Source organism: Alicyclobacillus fodiniaquatilis (assembly GCF_042678105.1).
GTDB lineage: Bacteria > Bacillota > Bacilli > Alicyclobacillales > Alicyclobacillaceae > Alicyclobacillus > Alicyclobacillus fodiniaquatilis.
Genome location: NZ_JBHUCX010000099.1, coordinates 281,158 through 304,618 on the forward strand (window position 1 = coordinate 281,158; position 23,461 = coordinate 304,618).

The following is a 23,461-nucleotide window of genomic DNA, read 5'->3' on the forward strand; positions in this document are numbered from 1 at the left end:
ATTTGGTTGATGTGCCATTACACATGGTCTATTATATAGATATTCGATGCATAGGAATCCGATGCAAAGGGGAGGGACAGTTGATTTGAACGTGAACAAGGAGCTTGTAAAAGGCAGCACCGTGATTCTGATTCTGACGTTGCTTCAGAAGCGAAACATGTATGGCTATGAGATGATTCGCGAATTAGAGGAGCAGTCCGGGGGCGTCTTTACGCTCAAGGAAGGGACTTTATACCCAATTCTTCACACGCTCGAAGAACTTGGCATGGTGGAATCGTTCTGGCAACAGGTGCAAGGGGAACGCAAACGCAAATACTATTCGATGACCGCTGCAGGCAAAGCGAGTCTCGCGGATAAGACCAAAGAATGGACACGTTTTCGATCCGCTGTCGACAAAGTGATAGGCGAGGTGGGGGTGTGAACAAGACAGATGAATGTAAGCTAAACGCGTTTATGGCTGAAGTTTGCAGTTACATAAAATGGGCTGATGTTCATGATGAAGTGGTACTTGAACTGCGCGGGCATGTGGAGGACCGGATTGAGGACTACGTGAATCGGGGATTGCCATACAGTGATGCGCTCGACAAGGCTTTAAAGGACATGGGCGCGCCAGCCGAAATTGGCCGTGGTTTGCATCGGGTCCATCGTCCGCAAACGGACTGGTTATTCATCTGTATGATGGGCGTTTATGTTGGAATCGCGCTTATCACCATGTTTTCTATTAGCGGTGGTACTGCAAATGCTGTGAATCTTTCACTGTACCAAGGCATGTTCAGTCGCAAATTGCTATGGACGGGCCTTGGGCTAGGCATGATGATTGGCGCCACTTTGTTTGACTATCGCCGGCTTCGCGCATATTCCGTTTATCTGTGGTGGGGCATCATGCTACTCATGATGTATACGATGATCTACTGCCATCGCTTTGGCACAATTGGCAAGATCAATTTAGGTGGTGTCTCCGTCGACGTCTTTGGTTTTGCGCCGTTTCTCCTGCTTATCGCTATAACAGGTATGGTCGCGCGTCTTCGTCTCCATCGCCGCAACGATTTTCTAATGTTCACGGCCCTATGCGCGATACCGATGTACCCATTTTTGAAAAACGGCATGCCAGCGAGTGGGCTGGAATATAGCATCGGGTTGATCGCGCTGCTGCTGGCCACTCCGGCCCTACGTAAGCATCGTGGCATCATCGTTGGCGCTGTGGCGGTCGTGATCGTATGTCTTTTGGCGCCGTTTACTTCAGACATCAGCGCGATGCGGTTAAAGGCGTATTTGCATCCGCAATTGTACGCGCATACTGCCGCCTACCAGTATGTGCAGGGCAGGCAAGCATTGCGTGACGCTGGTTTTTGGGGACATGGTTTGCATGCGTCATTACCGCTGTTGCCTGGCATACAAGATGAGATGGTGTTCAACTACGCGGTTTACGCCTTCGGTTGGATTGGTGGCATTTCCATAGTAGCGCTCGCCTTAGCGCTTCTTGTTCGCTTGGTTTGGATGACTACGAAAACAACAGATGTCTACGGCACACAACTGGTCGTGGTCGTTGGCGTCATGTTGGGGATACAGTTCATTTATCCAGTGTTGATGGCCTTTGGCGTCGTCCCTATGGTGAGTGTAAGCTTCCCCATGTTTGGCACAGACGGTTGCGTGACCGTGGTGGAGTTTGCCTGTTTAGGTGTGATCATGAGCATCTATCGCCGAAGGCATATCGTTCGAGTGGCGAATGCGTCACAAAATGTGCGGATACACGTCGAATAACACTTAAACTATCTTGAAAACCGCATCTTGACCAAGGTGCGGTTTTTGCTGTCTCGTCAGGAGGAGATTTTGTTGGGTCAAGCGGGTTGCTAAAGCGATGGAAAACAGATTCAGATCACGCTTCTGGCGTGTTGACGCGATAATATGCTACAGTGCAGAGGAATGGCAACTGGAGGTGTCAGTGCATGGATGCTTTGAAAGATATACGATGGCGGCAGCGGTTTGAAAATTATCAAAAGTCATATCACCTGATTGAAAAATATGCACAGCACCACTTGGAAAATGAATTGGAACGAGCGGGGCTCATTCAATTGTTTGAGGTGACGTTTGAGTTGGCTTGGAAGGTTCTCAAAGATTATTTGGAAGCAGAGGGGTACAACGTCAAAAGTCCGCGCGAGACCATCAAAACCGCCTTTCAAGCAGGAATCATTGAAGAAGGCCATATCTGGATAGATGCTTTATCAAGTCGGAATTTAACTACACACACTTATGATGAGGCGACGGCGGAGAAGCTTGTGCAGGACATCGGCGAAATTTACTTCCCGGAACTTCGTAAGCTGTATGAGAAACTGTCTAAGGAATGATGAATTGATGTGTGGTTTGTTAGCGCGTGATTGGGAATTTATCCAAAAATCACTAAGCAAGTTTCCGGAAATAGAGCGCGCCATTCTATTTGGTAGTCGAGCGATGGGGAATTACAAAAGAGGTTCTGATGTGGATTTGGCGATTGTGGGGGAAAAAGTCACGCACAAAACATTGGTTGAATTGAATGAATGGTTAAATGAAATTTTCCCGCTTCCTTATGTATTCGATATACTGCACTACCAAACCATATTAAATCAAGAACTCCAAAAGCACATTGATACGCATGGCAAGCTGATATACCAAAATCAATAAAGTTTCAAACCACGATGGAAGTTCTTCTCCAAATGGGTCACAATTGAAATGACAGGTATGCAAAGATGGACGAGCTAGGGCACGAAACAGAACTGAATGATCCCCGATTTTATGTTTGCTTTTGTCGAAACGACGCAGGAGTATGACAGATGATGAAGAATAAAGGTTGATATAATCATCCGAAAATTACATATTTAGGGGCAGGGGATCGTTGGTGAAACAGTACAGTCTAAATCCCTCGGGTCGACATCGTCTGTTCGGTTCTGTGAGGGTTGTCATTGGTTATATCATCGTCTGTTCTATCTGGCTCGCTGTATCAGCGCCCTTGATATGGGAATTTAGATGGCATCCGCTGCTCATCACAAGTTTGCGAATCCTGTACTTTATCAGTTCAGCCATCATCCTCTACTACATGTTGCAGCGAGAGCGAGCACTTTTGGAAAGTCGTCATGAGTATGAGCAACTCGTCCATACCCTATTGGAACCAGTGATGATTCATGTAGATGGCAAAATTCTCGATGTCAATCCATATGCGATTCATTTCTTCGAGGCCAACTCGAAGGACGCGTTGATTGGGAAGTATATATTGGATATGATCCATCCGGATTATCGCAATGTAGCGCAGGAACGTGTGAAGCAATTGAGCGATGGTACACCCACAAATCTGATCGAGGAGAAATTTATTACCTTGAACGGAGCGATTCGCGATGTGGAGATTGTGGGGGTGCCCATCACATTTCATGGGAAAACTGCGGTTTTAGCCATCTTTCGTGATATCACTGAGCGCAAACAGCATCAGATGGCCATCCGGGACAGTGAACATCGCCTGCGCACGCTGATTGACGCGATGCCTGACTTGATTTGTTTTGTCGATGACAAGGGGCGGTGGGTCGAAGCCAACAGCACGTTGCTGCGCACGGTTGGACTTGCCTCGGATGTGTTTCGCGGCAAAACGTCGCTTGAACTGGCCGAGCTATGCAATCCTCAATACCGAGACGAGTTCATCAACAATTCCGGCTACACTGAGCACATTTTTGAGACGGTGACGCATTTCAGCCGCGAGTACCATCATGCGGGAAACAAATTTGTGGCGCATGAGGTGACAAGGGCGCCGGTGAAAACCGCAGATGGTTCCAATATGGGCCTCATCGTCATCTCGCGCGACGTCTCTGAACAGCGGCTGGCGACAAAACAGTTGATGGAAAGCGAACAACGGTATCGCTCTTTGTTTGACAATGACGGTGATATGGTCGTTTCTGTCGACGTAAACGGCATTATCCTTTCCGCAAACCCATCTTGTGAAACCACTTTGGGATATGAGCCAGAAGAGCTGGTTGGGCGCTACTACAGGGAACTCATTGCACCGGAATATTATGAAGATGCACAAGAAAGGTTTCTTCGCGTGCTGGAAGGCGAACCGCAAATTGTTTTGATCTCCCTGCTTCACAAGGAAGGGCACCGTGTTGAAGCGCACGAAAAGAAGATTCCCATCGTGATCGACGAGAAAGTCACGGGGTTTTTCTGCATTGTCCGAGACATCACGGAACAGAAAGCGGCAGATGAGCTGCTCGTCAAGTCAGAACGTCTTTCGGCAGTTGGGGAAATGGCAGCGGGAATCGCGCACGAGATCCGAAATCCGCTCACGACGCTCAAGGGGTTTGTCCAACTCATGCAATCCTCGCAAAATATGGAGAATTTTTATTTGGCGGTCATGCGCGATGAGTTTGAGCGAATTGAATCCATCTTAAATGAACTGCTTGTCTTTGCACGACCAACGGCGCGTGTCCTGGAACGATACAATTGCGCGCATCTGGTGCAGGAAGTCATTGATTTGATGACGCCACAGGCAACCCTGCAGAATATCCTCATCTCCCACTCGATAGAAATTGGTTCACTGGACATTATGTGCGAGAAAAGTCGGCTCAAGCAGGTTCTGGTCAACGTCATCAAAAACGCCATTGAGGCCATGCCGAATGGCGGACAGATTGATATCTATGTGCGAGCGGTGGACGAACAACAATCCGTCTCAATTGGCGTTCGCGACAACGGCCCTGGCATTCCGGCGGAAGTTGCGGGACGGATAGGGGAGCCTTTTTATACAACAAAAGGAACTGGGACTGGGTTGGGTCTCATGGTCAGCCGGAAAATTGTCGAGGCACACCAAGGCATATTGCGGATTCAGAGTGAAGAGGGTAGGGGAACGCACGTCGAGATGATTCTTCCGGTACACGGCGCACAGTAGCATGTCCTACTATTTGGGACAGCGGCGCCTTGCAATAGAGGCGCGATTTTTTTCTGAATGCTCGCGCCCTTATTGCAGCCATTTTCTATTTTTCACAAGCTGTCATAGATGTGATTTCCCTCTAGCGCGTTTACGGCGTGTACATCTCCGTTTTTCCACTATCCAACCAGTGAATGAATACACTCCCTGCCGGGATCTTGTGGTCATCGTACGTATAGGGCTCTGTTGAGTAGTTGGCGACCACTTCGAGTTGATTGCCATAGTCGGCTCTTTGCACAAGGCGATTGGTCGTGAGAAAATCAAAGCTCGACATGTTCAGCAGAGCCGCTTTTTTCTCCACAGGCGACCACACCCGATAATACCGTTCAATGGCATTCTTATCTTGATTCCATTCATCGAGATTCAAGTGATACAGCGGTGGCGCGTCGTATAACATCTCGGTGAGTGAGCGAGTCTGATCGTCGCCTTTTAATTTTAAGCTCCCGGTCAGCCAGTGATCCGTCACGATGATGGAATCGTGATAAACCATCCCGTACAGTGGCAAATTGAACTTCGGATCGACGAACACGTGTTGGTAGATCGGCTTGATGGGGACTGGTTTCGTGAAAATCGTCGGATCTTCAGGCGGCCAGTAGCTTCCCCAATCATAAGGGGATGACTTGTCCTTCATGTCTTTATCCATCCAATTGAAGGCTGGCGTCAACATGCCTTGGGCAAAATCGACGGATGGTACGCTGAACCAATTGCCTTCTTCCGTACCAACCACTTCGTTTTGCTTGCCAAACCACTGCAGGCGTTGAATGATGGCGTTCATCTCATCTTTTTGTGTGGCGGGATGTTGCTTGGCGTAGTCGTCGTACAACGTCGCGTCCCCATCCGAGTCGACAAACCAGGAATTGAATGGCACGTTGTTCATGATGGACTGAAACCGCTGTTTCACATAGGGCATCATCACGGTGGGCTCAGCCGCATAACCCTCCCCTTGAAAACCAGGCACTTTCGATCCGTCCGCTTGTACAATCGCGCCGTTCTGATACAGGGACTCGTCAAAGAGCGACGTATCAAAGGTCGGATCGAACGGGTGCTCCGGATCTTGCAGTGTGGTATAGGAATCGTACGTGGCAACTAGATATCCCATGGATTCGGCTTGCTTGACGAACTGTGGATGCTTGTAGCCCATTTCCCAATCAGAGAGGCCCAACCACAGATTGGAAAGTCCGGCTGACTGAAACTGACTCAACATTTTCGTGGAAACGCCATCTCCCCAGGTGTTCACAGGCGTAAATAACCCTGGGAATGCATCGTACAGCAGCAGATCGTTCAGTTGATAGCGTTCGGTTTCATTTAAGGAAGAGGTGGGCTTGTGTAATAGATTTTGTGTTTTCTGTTCGAGCTGAACGCCTTGCCAACTCTTCTGGTCATAAAAATTGCTGCCGTCAAGCAGTGCGCCGAAACTTCTTGTCAGCGTCGTTTTTTGGTATGTATCGGCATAACCCGCTGACGCGATGGCGGCAATGGTGGTCTGATCCGTCTTGCTGAGTAGTTGAAAGATTCGTTTTCCGGGAGAGGGCGCATCCGCGTTCGATTGTTGCAATATCTTTTGAGCAAATGCAACCCAATTTTTCACATCCGCAGGTGCAAACTGATCACTCCCCCAGAGGTATACGAACGCCGCCCCCAGCAATTTTTGTACAGCGGGATTCTTTTGGATTTTGTCGCTCAAGGTGACAAACTGGTGATGATCCTGCAGCGTTTGCCGATAGATTTTTGCTGGCTCATCGAGATTGTCCGCGCCGAGATAAATGGCCACGCCATAAGCTTGATGAAGGGACATGGCGTTAAAATCGTGGGTCAGGCCAAGCCCCAATTGGCCATTGTCATTCGCAAAGTTGACATTGTCGTTAAACGGGTTGTCCACGCGATAAGTCAATGTGTTGTGCTTGTCTTCTATCCCCCAGAAAGGCATGGAAAATGTGTCATTTAACGAACCGGATTCCTGTTGGGTGAGAAATTGAATGCATTCTTTATCATTCGTCGGCACATAGCGCCCTTCAGCCAAAGGAAGCAACATGGCTTTGCTCTTGGTATTTTTTCCGATCACGGGCCAGGTGATGGAGGTTTGTTTTGTAGCTTCTATTTTCACCCGGATGGATTTTTGCACAATTTGAACCAGCACCGTCAACCCTTTGCTCGGCATCTGCCAGCTGGCGCTTTTGTGCCCCGCCTTCAAATTGCGAACTTCAACCGCTGGTTGCGCTTGTGAGATGGTTTTTAAGGCTTGTCCAGGCGCACCCATTTTGAATGACATTGTGGCAGGAACAATTTTCAATTTCAGATCTGACGTCTGCAGGTTGATGGTTTTCCCTTGCACACTGCGTTCATCCGGCTGCGTGGTGATTTGGGTCGCATAAGATGTGTTCAACTGGCTTGTCTTCGCAGGCGTGACAACAACAGCGTTTTTAGGGGATTTCACATGCATTGGCGAACAGCCAGCGCAAACAAGCAAACTGGCGCTTGTCAAAGTGATGAGGACGTGTCGTTTTCTCTGTTTGTGCATCATGGTCCTTCTCCTTTCAATCACACGTTCAACTTGGTTTAAAACGAAATGCATTGTATCACGATGTACATAGTGTTGCAATGCATGGAATGCAATGATCGATCAGATGTCCATTTCAACTATCGGTCTTGCAGATATACCTTGTGTCACAAAGTATGTCGTGTTAAAATCCGCTCTAGCACATACTCGACATAAAGGAACGGGTTTTGAGAAAGTTGGGTCGACCCTTGGACAAAGAACTTTTGAAGGGCAGTATAGACATCATTTTGCTTTCACTGATTGCGAAGGAAGATCAGTATGGGTATGACTTAGCCAAAAAAGTGAAAACGTTGAGCAACGACTTGTATGAGATTGGCGAGGGCACGCTGTATCCAGCGCTGAAAAGATTGGAAGCCAAGAAAGCCATCGAATCGTACTGGGGAGAATCCGACAGCGGCGGCAGGAGAAAATATTATCGTTGCACCAAGCTAGGATTTGAACTGCTCGATGGGAAAATAAAAGACTGGAATCTACTCCATCAAATCATTCACACCAGCTATGAGAGTGGGCGATGAAATGGATTTTCAATCCTATGTTGCGGAACTGACCTATCGTTTCCCGTGTTCAAAAAGGGAAAAGCGAGACATTGGCACAGAGATCATCGATCACCTGGAGATGCTCAAACAAGAATTTGTCAACGATGGATATCGTGAGCCAGAAGCAATCAGATGCGCCATTGAGGTGTTTGGGGACAAACAGCACCTACGTCGTGAATTGCTGCAGTCGCTGCCGCTGGTTGATCGATATTTGCGGCGAAAGATCACGATATTGTACTTTATGTACGGAAGTTCACTGATTTACTTTTTCCTTTTGAGCCAACAGCGCTTTACAGAGCGTTCATTCATATTGCATCGCGAGGCGATGGTGCCGGAATACCGCTACGTTTTTCACAATGCGATTCCGTTTCACACCATTTATCGTTATTTTATCGACTATCATGACTACGGTTTTTATGTCATCTGTTCGGTCCTGTTTGGCAATATCCTGCTGTTTTTGCCGCTTGGCTTCTTATCGCCATTTCTCTTTCCCGGTTTTCAACGTATTTTTCCGCTGTTTTCCCTTATTTTGGCCTGCAGTCTCTGGCTGCAATTGCTGCAAGGTGTGCTTGCGCTTGGGCGCTTTGATGTCGATGCGATTCTATTGAATTGCTTGGGTGGGTTTGTTGGATATGTATGCTATAAAATCACAGTGGTGTATCTCAACAAATATAAGCAACGTATATCTGCGGTTTCAGGTGCTTGAAGGTGTTTGAGGACTTGAAGTTTGTATAATCATCTGTTTGATAATGCGGAAGTAAGGAAAGGTGGGGATCGATTCAAATGGTCACCGGTGTTGATTTTAGCCGCGAAGGAATGAAAGGAAACCTAGTGGTGCTTAAAAAAGTGAATAAAGGGTAGTGAAACCCTGTGTATTCAAATATCCACTGACCGTATTTGTCAGTGAATGTGTGATACCGTTGAATCAAATGAAAAAGGAGGCGACGATGCATGGAATTTGATTGGAAGACATGGTTTTTTGAAGTCTGGGAAGACAATCGCCGATTGACCAACAACGTGGCGCGCGCATTGGCGGGTGCGGATGCAATGGACAAGGTGCTTGTGGAGGGGATGCGTCCATTCCGTGAGATGATGTTGGAGATAGCGGGGATGGAACAGTGGAATGTCCGCGGTCTGGCACACGACGACTGGGCATATCAGTCCCCGCCGGACCGGTTGCGGACAGCGCCCGTTGAAGAGGTATTGGCCTTTACAAACGGTGTGCGCGAAGAGACGAGACGATTGTGGCCAGACATTGCGCCAGCGGAGTTGGTCAAAATGCGTCCTTCGCCTGCCCCGTTTATTCCCGAAGGGAATGCGGTTGGGTGGCTGACCTACGCTTTGGAAAATGAGATTCATCATCGCGGCCAAGGATACGTCTATTTGCGCTTGCTCGGCCAAGAACCGCCGGCATTCTACGCCCGTACAGAGGGGTGATTGAATGAGCGACGTGATCGATCTCTATCGTTATCATGTTTGGGCGAATGAGAAAGTGTTTGCGCATCTGCGGGCATTGCCCGAGGATGTTCATCGCCAACCACTGCAGAGCGTGTTTCCGACGATTGGCGATGTCTTGGCGCATATGTACATTGTCGATAACGTCTGGTTGAAAGCGATGTCCGGCGATGCAGAGACCATCTCCTCGTCACTGCCAGTTTGGCAAGATGAGGTGAAAGATGCCAAGCTCAGCGCGTACCAGGCGTGTTTTGCAAAGGTGGCGGCACAGTATGCGTCGTTTTTCGCAAAGCATGCGGATTTAGAGGTGGTCTCAGCATATCCGCACCCAACTCATGGGGTATTACGTGCCAGTTTCGCTGACATCCTTCAGCATGTGGTCAATCATGGTACATACCACCGCGGCAACATCACAGCCATGCTACGACAGCTTGGCTATGCAGGGGCTGCCACTGACTATGTGTTTTATTTGTATCACCGGGCAGAGTAGGTGAGATGTTTCGTATACAGTTACTTTCATCTTTCAAACGTGCAGGAACCCAGTTGGCTTAGCGCTGAACTAGGTTCCTGCTGTTTTCCTGGAGGGCAAGTGATGATAAAATATCCGCGTCTAGCAGATGGAGCCACGATAGGCGTTACGGCTCCCTCATCTGGGGTGCCCAAAGAATGGCATCATAGATTGGAACTCGCTTGTGATCAGATGAAGAGAAGAGGATTCGAGGTCATTTGCGGGGAAACGGTTTGGAAACAACGAAAAGCCAAATCATCCAGTGCGAAAGAACGTGCAGATGAATTTAATCAAATGATGCAAAGTAATGAGATTGATCTGATCATCCCTCCCTGGGGTGGAGAACTACTCATAGAAATGTTGGAGTACGTGGATTTCAATCAAATCAATGAAAAATGGATATTGGGCTACTCGGATATCAGTTTGCTGTTGTTGGCGATCACTTTGAAAACGGGAATAGCGACAGCGCATGGCACCAATCTGATCGATTTAGGAAAAGCGGAATTAGATGCTACCACAGCCATGTGGCAGCCTGTATTGTCCACCGAAGCGAGTGAGACTGTTCTTCAGCGTTCCTCGTCACAATTTCAAAAGGAATGGCAGGACACCAATGATTCGTCATCGGTTTATCACCTAACGGAAGAGACACATTGGCAAACCATCTCAAACCATGACGTGCAGGTACAAGGTCGTCTGCTTGGCGGATGTATAGATGTGATCAGACATCTGATCGGCACACCATTTGGCGATGTAAAGGGCTTCAGAGAACAAATGCTCAATGAGGAGCCCGTATTGTGGTATTTGGAGAATTGTGAACTGTCCACCGCGGACTTGCGGAGGTCATTGGTGCAAATGAGGCTGGCGGGCTGGTTTGATCACTGTTCGGGCATCCTGTTTGGCCGCAGTGCAGCGAATCATCCGGTTGATGACTATACAATTGAAGATGTATACACAGAACTTGCCGCTGAACTGCAAATGCCCATCATCTATGACATCGATTGCGGTCATGTCCCGCCACAGATCACCTTCATTAATGGCGCGTACGCCAAAGTGGAAGTGAAAGAGGGCAAAGGGACCATGTGGCAGCACTTTAAGCCGTAGTTTAGATGTCTTGCTGGAGGCGTTGCGTTCTGAAACGAACGCCTCCAAATGCATAAGAACTTAAACCGTTCATTCTTCGAAACAAAGCGCTATTTCACAATCCGCCATCGTTGCACATCCCAAACGTCAGTCACCCATCCTTGAAAGAAGTCAGGTTCGTGCGTGACCAGCAAGATGGTCCCTTCAAACGCCATTAATGCTTCCTGGAGCGACGCCTTGGCGATGGCGTCTAGGTGGTTTGTCGGTTCATCCAAGACAAGCCAATTGCCGCAATGCAGCATGAGTTTGCAGAGGCGGACCTTCGCCTGCTCACCGCCGCTCAAGGTGTCCATCGCCTGCAGCACTTTCTCGCCGCGGAGACCACTTCTGGCCAGCGCTTCACGGACCTCTTTTTGGGTCAGTGCTGGAAACGCTGCCCACACGTCTTCCATGGCAGTGACATGTTTGACGCTGCGATGCTCCTGTTCAAAATAGGAAGGCAGCACGCGTTCGCCAAATTGAATTTTGCCGCCAAGCGAGGGCAAGTGACCAAGCAGCGTCTTGAGCAATGTCGTTTTTCCCACCCCGTTAAACCCGGTCACGGCCACTTTCGCCCCGCGCTTCAGCTTCAGATTGAGAGGTCGAAATAGCGATTCACTGTAGCCAATCCGCAACGCATTCGTCTCCATAACGACACTTGTCGGCAGCGTGTGCGCGACGAAGCGAAAGCTCGGGCGCGGCGGTATGGTGGGCGCATCCATCCGCTCCATCTTCTGCAGTTGTTTTTCCCTGCTCTTGGCCAGCCTCGCAGTTGAGGCTCTGGCTTTGTTCTTCTCAATGTACGTCTCCAGTTTGCGCACTTTGTCCTGTTGGCGCGCGTACGCGTCATATATCGTCCGCTTGCGCAACTCGTATGCAGCTTGAAACGCCTCGATATTTCCAGGGTAGCGCGTAATCGACTGGTGCTCCAAATGCAGTACCACATTGGTGATCTGGTTGAGAAACGTCATATCGTGTGAAACCACCACAAACGTGTGTGGATAACCCATTAAATACTCGGTCAACCACGCGATATGCGCCGTGTCCAAATGGTTCGTCGGCTCATCCAGCAGCAGCACCTGTGGTTGTTGCAACAATAACTGGGCCAACAGCACTTTTGTGCGCTGCCCGCCGCTCAAGGCGTCGACAGGTGTGTCAAGCCCCAGTTCCGTCAGGCCAAGCCCTGCCGCAATGCGCTCAATTTTTACGTCAAGCTCATAAAAGTTTTCGATCATCAACTGTTCTTGCAGTTCCGCGAATCGGCGCAGCTGTTTTTCCAAATTTGTCGATCCGCCAGAACTCATTGCATCTGCCAACGCCAGCATTTCTGTTTCAAGTTCGTACAGATGGGCGAAAGCGCGCCGCAGTTGGTCAAAGAGGGAGCGTCCGGGTTCAAGGTCTACATGTTGCTGCAGGTGGCCGATTTGTGTGCGCGGCAGCCATGCGATGCGCCCGGCATCGGGAAGGAGCTCACCGCTCAAGATTTGGATCATCGTCGATTTCCCGGCGCCATTTGCGCCGACGAGCGCGACATGCTCTCCAAGTGACAACTGAAATGCGACAGACTGCAAAATGCGTTTGTCCCCAAAGGTATGGGTCAGATTTTCGACAGTAAGTAAACTCATGATAGATTGTCTCCTCGCTCAAGGATTCGATGTCGAGCCGAGGAGGGGGAAAACCCTTCAGAGGAAACAAAAAAGCAGGGCGCGAAACGCACCCTGCTCATCCATCAATGTCAACGAATGAACGCCATCAGTGAGATATACGTTCACTCAGAGAACAGTTCCGCATGGGGTGGTTTTCCGGCTTCCACTCGGCTCGATACAGGTGAAAATGGACATACGAGTCCCGTCATCACGCGAGTACGAGCATACGAGCAGCGGAAAAACCCATTAATATCCTCCCACACTTTCCTAGTTCATCATGGTTTTCAAATTCCACATATAGTTTAGACAATTTTGCGATGTTGCGCAAGTATCTTCAAGGTGGAGGCGGTAAAGTTGCATCGGGGAAACCAGCTTCCCCCGATGCCGTACCATTTCATGCAAGCCGATACAGGATGGGCATTGCGCCGACATGATTGGCCTCCAAATTGGCGAGCATATAGTTGCGGAAGCTTTTCTTGGACATTTGCTTCGCCAAAAAGCCAGGTAAACCCCCGTCCCACCGCGCGTGATTGATGGCCACATAATCAGATGCCGTTTGCTCGGCGGGAACCAGCAGCACGGAGTTGTCCATGCCCATTTCCGCCCGATACCAATCTGCAAGGTAATCCCAGAGATTGATCATCACATCTGCATCATCGGCCACAAAGTAATTGAATAGGAACAAACCGTCCTTTGTGTGATCCACATCGTTTACTCGTTTTCGGTTCTCTGCGGACATCACATGCGTCGATTTTGCATGGTCATCTAGATAGGCCATCAGCGCTTGATACACGGGGGTTGCCTGCACTTGTTCAATGGCTTCTGGCAGTTTCGTCTCCACAAGCACGACGACATCGAAGCGGGCAAGATGGATTGAATCCACGTGTTCCCTGACATAAGGCAGACGTTCTACGGGCGGCAAACCCACCGCTTTGAATACAGTGACTGTTTCAATCGCGTCGAGTTGTTCCAGGTGGTGTGCCAGTTCCTTCAGTTCGTTTAAGAGTTCTGGTGCAGTGTTTGTTCTAAACGGGAAGGTGGGTTCGCTTGTCTGGGCAGCAATGTGAATGTAGCCAAGTGTTGCAGGTGCAATTTGTTGAATTTGACCGTATTTCGGATTGACGTTGACAATCTGTAGTCCCATGTGCTTCTCCTCCAATTTGATAAACGTAGACCGCCATCCGTGATGCATCCCACACCAGCAAAACCATGAAAATGGCAGTTAATCAAAGCATCACGGACGGCGCGGCACCAGGGTGCCAATTTCATTTACAGGATGGTCAGTCATCTAAATGAGCATCTCTAGAATAGTCGCTGGTTGTCTCAAACCAAATGCGCAAAAGGTCACGAAACCGTCAACGCGTCGTCACATTTTGAGCACGACGAAGGAGGCAGCGGTCGGAGATTTTGTAGTGATCGAAACTTGCATTGCTCAAGCTGGTTTTACTGATTTAGTGCGCATCAGGCTGTGTTGACTACACTGCTTTTTTTATTTCTTTACTACAGGATATTCTTATAGTATGATGTTCTGGGAGGTGAGGATGTGGCAGGACATTACTTACGTGTGCAAGAGGCGGCTTCACTGCTTGGCGTCGCGCCCACGACCATTCGGTGGTACTGTGCGCAAGGATGGCTGCCCACCTACTGGGTTGGCCGCGGTCAGGTTGGCCACCGCCGATTTTTGTATGCGGATGTGGAGGAACTAGGCAATCGTCTGGGTCGCGTGATTCCGCCGGAAAAAGACTGGAGCGCCATTGCAGAATGGGATGTGTCTCTGTTGGCGCAGTACTTGGGATTGTCCACTAAGTTTCTGTCTGGTACGGGTGTGACGCAAACCGGCGACCACTTGAACTGGGAGAAGGTGCAGGCTGTGGAACAGGCCATATACGGAGCGGAAAACCAAGGACAAAAAGAAACGGAGGATGAGGATATGAGCATGGAAGAGCGCAAAAAGGATAAAGGATTTCAATTTGACAATCAGGCAAAATGGCAGCAGCACGGCGTGAAACACGGACCGGGTTTCAATGGGGGTCCCCACCAATTTCCTCATGGGTTCCGTTCAGCGTTCGGTGGCGCTGGTCGGCGTGCGATGGAAGCGTGGGGGAATGGTTCGGATTGGTTTGACTTAGAGCATATCGATCCGACGAATTTATTGGCGCTGCGCAGAGCATTGCGTCATTTGGAGACGCGCAAGCTCGATTTGGAGGACCAGATTGCGGAACTGAAGAAGAAAATTCAGACGCATCCAGATTACGAAGAGGACTGAAGCGCGCGGGGCAACCGGAATGCGGGTTGTGTGTATGCCACAGCGGTTGCTCTATTTTTGTGAGAGTTCATATTCAATTCATAAACTCGCCGTATGTTACCGATACAGACTTATCATTGCGCCAAACGCGCTTGAAGAAGGAGGCAATTCAATGACAAGCAAACATGTGCCCATCTTGATTGTCGGCGGAGGTCTCGTCGGTCTCTCTGCGGCGTTGTTTCTCTCTGAACACCAGATTCCCTATCAATTGATTGAACGACATGCGGGAACGTCTATTCATCCACGCGCTCGTGGTGTCAACCACCGTACGATGGAATTGTTCCGAACACTGGGCTTTGATGATCGCATTCGCGATGCGGAGTTTTTGAAGAAAGGCGGCATTTTCACGGCTGAGACACTGAAAAGCGTGGATTTTACACAACGGCCGTCGGCTGCTTTTCAAGCGCTGCGCCAAGAAATGGAGGCTTTGAAACGAAAGAGTCCCGCTATGCGCTCTTGGATCACGCAAGACGTGCTAGAACCCATTTTGCTTTCAGAAGCCGAAAAACGCGGCGGCGGCCATTTCTGTTTCAGTACAGAACTCGTCTCTTTGGCGCAGGATGACGCAGGGGTTACGGTCACCGTGCGGGATCGAACGGATGCATCCGAGCAGACCATTCGCGCAGATTATGTGATTGCCTGCGATGGGGCGAAAAGTCCCATCCGCCTTCAACTGGGCATTGACATGACTGGACGAAAGTCACTCGGGCACGTCATCAATGTGTATTTTCGATCCGCCTTGACATCGCTTTTAGACGGACATGAGTTCAGCATCTGCAACATCACGCATCCAGACGCGCCGGGCTCGCTTCTGTCCATCAATGCGACGGATCGTTGGACATTTCATACACCGTACAATCCAGGGGCAGGCGAAACGCCTGCGCAATTTACGCCGGAAAGGTGTGCTGAAATGATCCGCACCGCGGTTGGATCGAGCGATATAGACATTGAGATTTTGAGTATCTTGCCGTGGGAACCTGCGATGGGGGTGACAGATCAGTTTCAAGTCGGGCGCATCTTCTTGGCTGGGGATGCAGCGCATGTGATGCCGCCGACCGGAGGTTACGGTGGGAACACGGGCATCCAGGATGTACATAACCTGGCCTGGAAGCTCGCTCTGGTTTACCGGGGCGAAGCTGCGCCGTCGATACTGGCGACATATGAAACAGAGCGTTGGCCACTGGCCCGTTTGACCGTCGAGCAAGCTGGCCATATCGCCAATAGCGGGGTTTTCTCCGTCGTCCAAGGAAAGGGTCCGATTGTCAAGCAGACGGATATCGTTTTGGGCTTTCGTTATCATTCATCTGCCATCGTTCATCGAGCTGATGTGGCGCAGGACGACGCTGACTTGAATGGACAGCCGGGCACACGTGCGCCACATGTGTGGTTGACGCAACAGGGCAAGCAGATTTCGACGCTGGATTTGTTCAACCGCCATTTTGTGCTGTTGGCGAGTGAAGAAGATGCCCACTGGCGTGAAGCTGCGGCAGTCGTTTCCGATCGTTTGGGCGTTTCCATCATCGCGTATACCATTGGTCAAGCGAAAGGCGACTTAATCGACGTGGATGATCATTGGCGCGAGACCTATGGCATTCAGTTGACGGAAGCGGTGTTGGTGCGCCCGGACGGGGTTGTCGCCTGGCGAGCAAAGGAAACGACGCGGGCCGAACAAGCGTTGGCGAATACAATGATGAAAATACTCGGACGCTGATTGATTTGTACTTGCTGCATCAAAGGATCAAATTTTGGACCATCTTCATGCCCATTTTGGGCAAACTGGCTGATTTGTACGGACGTAAACGGATGTATTTAAGTTGTATGGCGCTGTTTATCCTGCTCTTTCGAATTGAGGCGAAAGCCAAGGAAGTGATCATTCCATTGCATCTATTCAAAAATCGCAATGTGGTGGTACTGTCCGCCTTGGTCTTTACGTTGATGCTCGGCATGAGCGTATTTGGCAGCCTGCTGTCACAGCAAATTAAAAACGGCGTAGCCGGTGTCAGTCGGCAACTTCCCCCGGGCAGAAGTTGCAGATGCATGATTCACCAAAACGGCAAGTGAACATGAGCGTAAGTATTGGGGTTTTATCATATTGAAGCCGATAGAAGAAAGAAGGCAGTCATTTAATGAAATGGCTGTCTTTTTTTGATCAATTATATAAAGTAGCAAAAGCAATCTGCGCTGGTAATCCATCTTCTGTTGGTTTTTGTGATCGTTAAAGTCCGTTGATTTTCGACAAGCCAGTCAATTCTGGTAATCGAAAATCAGTGTTGATAAATCACCAAATTCATTTTGTTAGACAATAATAATTATTGACATTAGTATATACTAATTATAATATCAAAGGTGTGAAAGATGACTTATTTAGTCAACTTTAATGATTGAAAGAGAAAGGATGTTGGAGATGGACAACCTCTCAAATCAAGAGGTAAAACGCCTTGTGCAGCAACATTGGGATGGCCGTGCCATCGCGTTTGATGACAAGGCGCATCACGGTTTACATAGTGAAGATCAGCATCGCGCATGGCTTGTGGTGTTAAACGATTTGGCGGGGGAAGGTAAGCGGCGAGTGCTTGATGTCGGTTGTGGCACAGGTTTTCTGGCGCTGATGTTCGCTGAACTCGGACACGATGTGACGGGTGTGGACATGTCCACACAAATGCTTCAACAGGCGAAGCAAAAAGCGCAGCAAAGAGATCTACTCGTGGAATTTCGCCTTGGTGACGCCGAGATGCTTGCGGGGGAGGACAATCTCTACGACTTGATCATCGAACGCCATTTGATATGGACATTGCCCAGTCCGTCCAAGGCAGTGAGCGCGTGGATGCGCGCGTTAAAGACAGGGGGGCGTTTGGCGTTGATCGAGGGCGAATGGGGTAAAAACAAGAACGGAGCATATCAGGAGATTCACACGCATTTGCCGTTTTTTGGAGGGAAATCCAGTGAAACACTGGAGGCGTTTCTTTTGGAGAAGGGGCTTACCGATGTTTGTGTGCAGTCATTGATGGAACCTGTGCTCTGGGGAGAAGTGCCACAACATCCGCGTTATATGATTGTTGGTCGACGTGAGGCATAGAAAAAAAGCTGCTGTGCATGGACGAGCCGTCTCTATGATGTGAATACTAGGGGGATTTTCAGATGTATCCTTTGTCAAAGCGCGCGCTGGCAGGTGTACTGGCGCTTAGTCTCTTGACACTTACTGCTTGCGGCAATCAAACTTCAGCGCAAACTGGACAGCATCAAACCAAGTCCACGTCCCAGGGCGGACAACAAACGCTTGTCATCGATGATCTCAGTGAGACTCGGGATCTGACGACCATTGATCCCTTGAACAAAGATATCACATTGCCGAGAAGCATGGTCTACGATTCACTGTTCGTCAAGGACAAAGACGGGAAACTTGAACCATCTTTGGTCCAGTCGTATCAGACAAAGGGAAACACATTGGAGATCAAGCTGAAACACGGCATCAAATTTCAAAATGGTGATCCATTGAACGCCCAATCCGTGAAGGCGACCATCGAGAAAATTTTGCATCCGGATCCGAATGAAGAAAGCGCCTTTACGTCTTTGCTCGCGAACATCAAGCAGATCAATGTCGTCAACCAATGGACGGTAGACATTGTGACGGCGCATGCAGACTATATCCTACCTCAATATTTGACCAATATATCGATTGTGGACGCCAAGCAATTGGCGAAGGGGAATCAATATCAAACGGACCTGAACGGAACAGGGCCCTATATGTTGGCGGATTGGAAACGGGGGCAAGAGGTCGTTCTCAAGGCCAATCCGCATTATTGGGGAAAGAAACCGCAATTTAAAAAGGTTGTCATCAAATATGTCCCCGATGAATCCACGCGGATTGCAGATTTGTTGAGCGGACATGCCAGTATTGCAGCTGATCTGACGCCGGAATCGATAGATCGAATCACGAGCAACGCCAACAGTCATGTGGTCACCAGCCCAGGGGATCGCGTTACATACATGAGTTACAACTTTAATGGACCGTTGGCCAACGAGAAAGTCCGGCAGGCCATCTACTACGCGCTGGATCGAAAGACGATGACGGCCGATGTCTATGGCAAGTATGCAACTCCGGCCACCGCGCCAGTGGCCAAAGGAGCTTCAGGTTACGTCGACGCCTTTCCATTGTCTGATTACAATGTCGCAAAGGCGAAGAAATTGTTGGCTGAAGCTGGCGTCAAGGCGCCATTGAGCATCAGCTTGCACGTCGGCCAAACAGATCTTGATGTTGCCGAGGTCATTCAATCGCAATTAAAGCAAGTCGGCATTCAAGTGCATATCGACGTTTTGGCCCAAGGTGAATTATTAGACCCGAAACAGTTGAATAAACCGGAACCCATCATGTTTATCTTCACGGGTTTGGATAATCCCGAAGAGGACGCTTATCGCATCTATGCGCCGACGTTTTCCAGCGAATCGTTTATTAAGCCGTTTGGCTACAAGCCTTCTGCGCAAGTGGCGCAATTGATTCAGCAGTATTTGGCGGCGCCGAATCTGACGGAGCGGACGCAGGTTTCCAAGCAAATATTAGACATCACAAAACAGCAAGCTGCAGTCGTGTGGTTGTTGCAACCTGCCAATATATATGGCGTTTCAAATGATATCGAATGGCATGTGGATGGCGCTACACAGATTCACATTCAACAGATTCAGGAGAAATAAGATGACGCAGGGAATCATTCAAGCTGTTCAACGGCTGTTCGGCGGTTTGATGATGCTCCTCATGGTTTCTATGCTGCTTTTTTTTGCGAGCAGGGCGATGGGGGATCCGACCTATTCGATTTTGGCTGTGGATGCCACACAGGCGCAGAAAGCGGCGTTTCGCTCGGAGATTGGCTGGAATGAGCCGGTCTGGTTGCAACTACTCGTCTATATGGAGCACACTATCACCGGCCGCTTTGGCGTCTCCTATGAACTGCAGCAGCCTGTCCGTCAAATCATACCTCCATATTTGTGGGGAACCATCAAATTGGTTGGGCTTGCGTTGCCGCTTGGCATCCTCGGAGGGATTGTGCTTGGCTTTCTCAGTTTGGGCGCTTCAAAAAAAATAGAGCGCATATTTCAGGGTGTATTGCTCTGCCTCTATTCACTGCCAGGTTTTGTGCCCATTATTCTGGCGATTGAGATTTTTGGCGTCAAATTGAAGTGGCTGCCTCCTTCCGGCAGTCAGGGTGTCCAATCGCTCATCATGCCAGTTTTGTTGCTCGCAGGCGCAGAAGCCATCAAAAGTGGGATTTTGCTGCGCACGAAATTGCAGGAAGTGTTGGGCGAGAAATTCATTGTCACGGCACGGGCCAAAGGCGTATCTCCCCTGCGCTTGCAAGTTCAATACCTGCTGCGGCCCACCTTGTCACTCGTCGTCTCTTTTCTTTCGCTTCAGGTTGGTCAACTGCTAGGCAGCACCGTCATCGTCGAAAACATTTTTGCATATCAGGGTGTGGGCAGCCTTGCTGTCCACACCCTGTCGACGCGAGATTTGCCATTGCTGCAGGGATGTATTTTCGTCCCAGCGCTCATCTTTCTATGTTTTCGCTTTCTGACGGATCTCGTGCAGCCGTGGCTCGACCCGCGGCTCAGGCAAGATGGGCAGCGGGTGATGGCATGAACAAAAATGTATGGCGATCTCGACCGTTCATCATTTGCTGTTTCGTTTTGCTGGCGTTGATCATCAGTGGAATGTTTGCTGTCAAAGCGGGGAAATTCTACAATCCGACCACGCCGTTTGTCGGCGGAAAACTGCAGCCGCCCTCTGCTTCATTTTGGCTGGGAACAGACGAGTTGGGGCGGGATGTGTTCAGCCGTCTGCTCGATGCGACGGGCGTTACGCTGGGACTGGCTTTGATTTCTGTCGTGTTGGCCATGGTCACTGGCACCTTGTTGGGCATGGTGGCGGGGTATGATGTGTTGCCGATTGCAACCCCTGTCATTTTGTTTATCGGCCAAATATCGGTGATTTTTCCCGTCCGTTGGTTGCCGTTAATCATTGTGCTCCTGTTCGGGGAGCATGCGTTCGGCATGATGATGTCGATGTTTTTCTCTCTGTGGGGACAGTTTCTTTGGTTGATATACGATGAAGCCAGGGCACTCAAGGGTAGAGCGTTTATTCAGGCGGCGTATATGTCTGGTGGCACCCGATGGGGCATCTTGAAGTTCCATGTGCTCCCGTACATGGTGCCTACTGTGTTGGTGTTAGCGACATTGTCATTCCGTACAGCGATTGGCGTGATTTCGACGCTCAGCTTTTTAGGGATTGGTCTGCAACCGCCGACACCGACTTGGGGCTCGATGATCTCTGAAGCGCAACCTTACTTTTTTCAGGCATGGTGGCTCGTGCTGTTTCCGCTGCTGGCATTGGTGGTCTCTGTGCTCGCAATCAACTGGATTGGCCATTTGCTGGGTAGGAAATGGTCGGTGTCTGGGAGAGCTAAGCTGCAAAAGCGAGGGGATAGTCGTGCAAAGTCATCCATATTTACTTGATATTCGAGGATTGACGACGTCATTTGCTGTAGCGGATCGAACCATTTCAGCTGTGAACGGTGTCACTTTGCGGATGCACAGTGGAGAAACCCTTGCGGTGGTGGGGGAAAGTGGTTCGGGGAAGAGCACGCTGGCGCTGTCTGTGCTCAAATTGGTGCAAAAACCGGGCACGATTCAAGCCGAGTGTATCCGCTGTCATGGCAAGGATTTGCTGAACATGTCCGAGCGGGCGATGCGCAGTGTGCGGGGCAAAGATATCGCCATGGTTTTTCAGGATCCGGCGACGGCTTTTCACCCCATGATGCCGCTTGGCAAACAGCTCATGGAGACGGTGCGAACGGGCACCCGCAAAGAGAAAAAGCAACGTGTGCTAGAAATGTTAATGCGTGTTGGATTGCCGGATCCAGAGCGGCAACTACGGAGTTACGCCCATACTTTGAGCGGCGGCATGCTTCAAAGGGTGATGATTGCCATGGCACTGCTGAACCGTCCGCAACTGTTGATTGCCGATGAACCGACGACCGCGCTTGATGTGACGGTGCAGGCGAACATCATTGGCTTATTGCGCGATTTGAAACGACAATTTCACATGGGCATTTTGTTTATTTCGCACGATTTGGGTGTCGTTGCGCAGTTCGCGGATCAGGTTGCGGTCATGAGGCGGGGAAACATTGTGGAGTATGGATCGACAGAAAAGATATTTTATCATCCGGAACATCCCTATACCCGGCATTTGTTGCAGATGGCGCCTCGACTTGGCAGCGAGTTGCCTTCTCCAGTCGAGATAGACCGCCACGCGTGATGTTGTCCAGTCGGAAGGAAGATGTCGGCCATAGCGGGGGACCCAAAGGGACGTTTTATGCGCAACAGGACAATCGCAAAGGGGACCAAAGCATGCTGGAAAGCAAACACCTGCAAAAGACGTATACATGGAAACCCGTGTTTCGGCCCGGCGTCTCCGTCTTGGCCGTCCGCGATGTCTCGTTGCAAATCCGGGCTGGAGAGACGGTCGGTTTAGTCGGAGAAAGCGGCTGTGGAAAGAGCACATTGGCGCGTTGTTTAGCGGGGCTGGAACAACCGAGCGATGGAGGTGTGTTCTATCATGGCGAAGAGATTTCCCGCCTATCTCTGCGAGAAGCCAGAGTTCTGCGCAAACGGATTCAATATATATTCCAAAATCCGGTTAATGCGCTCAATCCATATCGGACTGTCGCGCAATTGATTGCGGAACCATTGCAGCATTTTCGTGTCGGGAATCAGAAAACGAGGATGGCGGCAGTGCAGCGGTTGTTGGACATGGTGGAATTGCCGATAGATGATATGGATAAGTACCCTGCGGAACTGAGCAGAGGGGAGTGCCAACGGGTAAATATTGCACGGGCGTTGATTCTCGAACCGGAAATCATCATCTGCGATGAAGTGATTTCAGCGTTGGATGTCTCAATAGGAGTGCAAATCCTGCATCTACTGAAGACGTTGCAACGAAAACAAGGATATGGGTTTCTGTTTATCTCTCACGATATATCGCGTGTCATTCAAATCAGCGATTGGATTGCAGTGATGTATATGGGGTTGCTGATGGAATGGGCGCCGGCTGCCGGGTTTCATGCGGAAGCGCTGCATCCGTATTCGCAAGTGTTGCTCCAGGCGGTGCCCAGTTTGATACCCGGAGAATTTGTCGATCATCCATCAACCGCAGTGGAGATCCCTGATCCGGTCTTTCCACAACATGGTTGTCCCTTTCATACGCGTTGTCCCTACGCAACAGATGTATGCCGTAGAGAAGTGCCAGCATTTCGAAGCGTGGGACAGCACACGGTCAGGTGTCATCATGCAGAAGCTGTTCGCTGAGATAAAGATGGATGTGAATATCAAAGTCCGCCCACTGAATG

The 23,461-nt window shown here is 49.8% G+C and carries 22 protein-coding genes; 19 read left to right on the forward strand and 3 right to left on the reverse strand.

Annotation, left to right across the window (positions count from 1 at the left end; all coding sequences use genetic code 11):
- The first annotated feature begins 85 nt into the window (after positions 1-85).
- The 5 genes from ACFSB2_RS25080 to ACFSB2_RS25100 all read left to right on the forward strand — a co-directional run bounded on the left by ACFSB2_RS25080 (position 86) and on the right by ACFSB2_RS25100 (position 4,900).
- Positions 86-421 carry a PadR family transcriptional regulator gene (locus tag ACFSB2_RS25080; RefSeq protein ID WP_377945877.1) on the forward strand — a complete coding sequence of 112 codons (336 nt, stop codon included), beginning with the start codon at positions 86-88 and terminating at the stop codon, positions 419-421.
- Positions 418-1,761 (forward strand): FtsW/RodA/SpoVE family cell cycle protein, encoded by a 1,344-nt coding sequence (locus ACFSB2_RS25085; protein WP_377945879.1) that lies wholly within the window; start codon positions 418-420, stop codon positions 1,759-1,761. Before ACFSB2_RS25080 ends, ACFSB2_RS25085 begins: the two co-directional genes overlap by 4 nt.
- A 185-nt stretch (positions 1,762-1,946) precedes the next feature.
- On the forward strand, positions 1,947-2,345 hold the full coding sequence (locus ACFSB2_RS25090) for a nucleotidyltransferase substrate binding protein (protein ID WP_377945880.1): 399 nt from the start codon (positions 1,947-1,949) through the stop codon (positions 2,343-2,345).
- Between the two features lie 7 nt (positions 2,346-2,352).
- Entirely contained in the window at positions 2,353-2,658 is a 306-nt protein-coding gene (locus ACFSB2_RS25095) for a nucleotidyltransferase domain-containing protein (protein ID WP_377946018.1), read from the forward strand.
- Between the two features lie 214 nt (positions 2,659-2,872).
- Positions 2,873-4,900 carry a PAS domain S-box protein gene (locus tag ACFSB2_RS25100; RefSeq protein WP_377945882.1) on the forward strand — a complete coding sequence of 676 codons (2,028 nt, stop codon included), beginning with the start codon at positions 2,873-2,875 and terminating at the stop codon, positions 4,898-4,900.
- 130 nt (positions 4,901-5,030) lie between these two features.
- Here ACFSB2_RS25100 and ACFSB2_RS25105 read toward each other — a convergent pair whose 3' ends face one another.
- The gene (locus ACFSB2_RS25105) at positions 5,031-7,457 is read right to left on the reverse strand and encodes a glycoside hydrolase (RefSeq protein ID WP_377945883.1); all 2,427 of its coding nucleotides are present in this window, start codon (positions 7,455-7,457) and stop codon (positions 5,031-5,033) included.
- Positions 7,458-7,684: 227 nt separating this feature from the next.
- Here ACFSB2_RS25105 and ACFSB2_RS25110 point away from each other — a divergent pair, with 227 nt between their 5' ends.
- The 5 genes from ACFSB2_RS25110 (at position 7,685) to ACFSB2_RS25130 (ending at position 11,096) form a co-directional block, all read left to right on the forward strand.
- On the forward strand, positions 7,685-8,011 hold the full coding sequence (locus ACFSB2_RS25110) for a PadR family transcriptional regulator (protein WP_377945884.1): 327 nt from the start codon (positions 7,685-7,687) through the stop codon (positions 8,009-8,011).
- A 1-nt stretch (position 8,012) separates the two neighbouring features.
- On the forward strand, positions 8,013-8,738 hold the full coding sequence (locus ACFSB2_RS25115; RefSeq protein WP_377945885.1) for a VanZ family protein: 726 nt from the start codon (positions 8,013-8,015) through the stop codon (positions 8,736-8,738).
- 245 nt (positions 8,739-8,983) lie between these two features.
- Positions 8,984-9,469, forward strand: coding sequence for a DinB family protein (locus ACFSB2_RS25120; protein WP_377945886.1), 486 nt, complete (start codon positions 8,984-8,986; stop codon positions 9,467-9,469).
- 4 nt (positions 9,470-9,473) lie between these two features.
- Positions 9,474-9,977 carry a DinB family protein gene (locus ACFSB2_RS25125; protein WP_377945887.1) on the forward strand — a complete coding sequence of 168 codons (504 nt, stop codon included), beginning with the start codon at positions 9,474-9,476 and terminating at the stop codon, positions 9,975-9,977.
- A gap of 102 nt (positions 9,978-10,079) precedes the next feature.
- A complete protein-coding gene (locus tag ACFSB2_RS25130; RefSeq protein WP_377945889.1) occupies positions 10,080-11,096 on the forward strand; it encodes a S66 family peptidase in 1,017 nt (338 codons plus the stop codon).
- Between the two features lie 89 nt (positions 11,097-11,185).
- Here ACFSB2_RS25130 and ACFSB2_RS25135 read toward each other — a convergent pair whose 3' ends face one another.
- Both ACFSB2_RS25135 and ACFSB2_RS25140 read right to left on the reverse strand, forming a co-directional pair.
- On the reverse strand, positions 11,186-12,739 hold the full coding sequence (locus ACFSB2_RS25135) for an ABC-F family ATP-binding cassette domain-containing protein (protein ID WP_377945890.1): 1,554 nt from the start codon (positions 12,737-12,739) through the stop codon (positions 11,186-11,188).
- A gap of 415 nt (positions 12,740-13,154) precedes the next feature.
- Positions 13,155-13,904 carry a hypothetical protein gene (locus ACFSB2_RS25140; protein WP_377945891.1) on the reverse strand — a complete coding sequence of 250 codons (750 nt, stop codon included), beginning with the start codon at positions 13,902-13,904 and terminating at the stop codon, positions 13,155-13,157.
- A 399-nt stretch (positions 13,905-14,303) separates the two neighbouring features.
- Here ACFSB2_RS25140 and ACFSB2_RS25145 point away from each other — a divergent pair, with 399 nt between their 5' ends.
- The 9 genes from ACFSB2_RS25145 to ACFSB2_RS25185 all read left to right on the forward strand — a co-directional run bounded on the left by ACFSB2_RS25145 (position 14,304) and on the right by ACFSB2_RS25185 (position 23,420).
- Complete coding sequence (locus ACFSB2_RS25145; protein ID WP_377945893.1) at positions 14,304-15,026, forward strand: helix-turn-helix domain-containing protein; 723 nt, start codon at positions 14,304-14,306, stop codon at positions 15,024-15,026.
- A gap of 151 nt (positions 15,027-15,177) precedes the next feature.
- Positions 15,178-16,776 (forward strand): FAD-dependent oxidoreductase, encoded by a 1,599-nt coding sequence (locus ACFSB2_RS25150; RefSeq protein WP_377945894.1) that lies wholly within the window; start codon positions 15,178-15,180, stop codon positions 16,774-16,776.
- Positions 16,777-16,823: 47 nt separating this feature from the next.
- Positions 16,824-17,126, forward strand: a complete 303-nt coding sequence (locus ACFSB2_RS25155) for a hypothetical protein (RefSeq protein ID WP_377945896.1) — start codon at positions 16,824-16,826, stop codon at positions 17,124-17,126.
- Positions 17,127-17,469: 343 nt separating this feature from the next.
- Positions 17,470-18,141 carry a class I SAM-dependent methyltransferase gene (locus ACFSB2_RS25160; RefSeq protein ID WP_377945897.1) on the forward strand — a complete coding sequence of 224 codons (672 nt, stop codon included), beginning with the start codon at positions 17,470-17,472 and terminating at the stop codon, positions 18,139-18,141.
- A gap of 62 nt (positions 18,142-18,203) precedes the next feature.
- Complete coding sequence (locus ACFSB2_RS25165) at positions 18,204-19,754, forward strand: ABC transporter substrate-binding protein (protein WP_377945898.1); 1,551 nt, start codon at positions 18,204-18,206, stop codon at positions 19,752-19,754.
- A gap of 1 nt (position 19,755) precedes the next feature.
- Positions 19,756-20,697, forward strand: a complete 942-nt coding sequence (locus tag ACFSB2_RS25170; RefSeq protein WP_377945899.1) for an ABC transporter permease — start codon at positions 19,756-19,758, stop codon at positions 20,695-20,697.
- On the forward strand, positions 20,694-21,569 hold the full coding sequence (locus ACFSB2_RS25175) for an ABC transporter permease (protein ID WP_377945900.1): 876 nt from the start codon (positions 20,694-20,696) through the stop codon (positions 21,567-21,569). Before ACFSB2_RS25170 ends, ACFSB2_RS25175 begins: the two co-directional genes overlap by 4 nt.
- Complete coding sequence (locus ACFSB2_RS25180) at positions 21,544-22,371, forward strand: ABC transporter ATP-binding protein (RefSeq protein ID WP_377945901.1); 828 nt, start codon at positions 21,544-21,546, stop codon at positions 22,369-22,371. Before ACFSB2_RS25175 ends, ACFSB2_RS25180 begins: the two co-directional genes overlap by 26 nt.
- 92 nt (positions 22,372-22,463) lie before the next feature.
- Positions 22,464-23,420, forward strand: coding sequence for an oligopeptide/dipeptide ABC transporter ATP-binding protein (locus ACFSB2_RS25185; RefSeq protein WP_377945903.1), 957 nt, complete (start codon positions 22,464-22,466; stop codon positions 23,418-23,420).
- The last annotated feature ends 41 nt before the right edge of the window (positions 23,421-23,461 follow it).

Coding starts and splice junctions, on each gene's coding strand:
- ACFSB2_RS25135 (WP_377945890.1), bottom strand. CDS start 12,739: ATGAGTTTACTTACTGTCGAAAATCTGACCCATACCTTTGGGGACAAA.
- ACFSB2_RS25175 (WP_377945900.1), top strand. CDS start 20,694: ATGAACAAAAATGTATGGCGATCTCGACCGTTCATCATTTGCTGTTTC.
- ACFSB2_RS25090 (WP_377945880.1), top strand. CDS start 1,947: ATGGATGCTTTGAAAGATATACGATGGCGGCAGCGGTTTGAAAATTAT.
- ACFSB2_RS25115 (WP_377945885.1), top strand. CDS start 8,013: ATGGATTTTCAATCCTATGTTGCGGAACTGACCTATCGTTTCCCGTGT.
- ACFSB2_RS25150 (WP_377945894.1), top strand. CDS start 15,178: ATGACAAGCAAACATGTGCCCATCTTGATTGTCGGCGGAGGTCTCGTC.
- ACFSB2_RS25155 (WP_377945896.1), top strand. CDS start 16,824: ATGCCCATTTTGGGCAAACTGGCTGATTTGTACGGACGTAAACGGATG.
- ACFSB2_RS25140 (WP_377945891.1), bottom strand. CDS start 13,904: ATGGGACTACAGATTGTCAACGTCAATCCGAAATACGGTCAAATTCAA.
- ACFSB2_RS25165 (WP_377945898.1), top strand. CDS start 18,204: ATGTATCCTTTGTCAAAGCGCGCGCTGGCAGGTGTACTGGCGCTTAGT.
- ACFSB2_RS25170 (WP_377945899.1), top strand. CDS start 19,756: ATGACGCAGGGAATCATTCAAGCTGTTCAACGGCTGTTCGGCGGTTTG.
- ACFSB2_RS25125 (WP_377945887.1), top strand. CDS start 9,474: ATGAGCGACGTGATCGATCTCTATCGTTATCATGTTTGGGCGAATGAG.
- ACFSB2_RS25120 (WP_377945886.1), top strand. CDS start 8,984: ATGGAATTTGATTGGAAGACATGGTTTTTTGAAGTCTGGGAAGACAAT.
- ACFSB2_RS25130 (WP_377945889.1), top strand. CDS start 10,080: ATGATAAAATATCCGCGTCTAGCAGATGGAGCCACGATAGGCGTTACG.
- ACFSB2_RS25185 (WP_377945903.1), top strand. CDS start 22,464: ATGCTGGAAAGCAAACACCTGCAAAAGACGTATACATGGAAACCCGTG.
- ACFSB2_RS25095 (WP_377946018.1), top strand. CDS start 2,353: ATGTGTGGTTTGTTAGCGCGTGATTGGGAATTTATCCAAAAATCACTA.
- ACFSB2_RS25105 (WP_377945883.1), bottom strand. CDS start 7,457: ATGCACAAACAGAGAAAACGACACGTCCTCATCACTTTGACAAGCGCC.
- ACFSB2_RS25160 (WP_377945897.1), top strand. CDS start 17,470: ATGGACAACCTCTCAAATCAAGAGGTAAAACGCCTTGTGCAGCAACAT.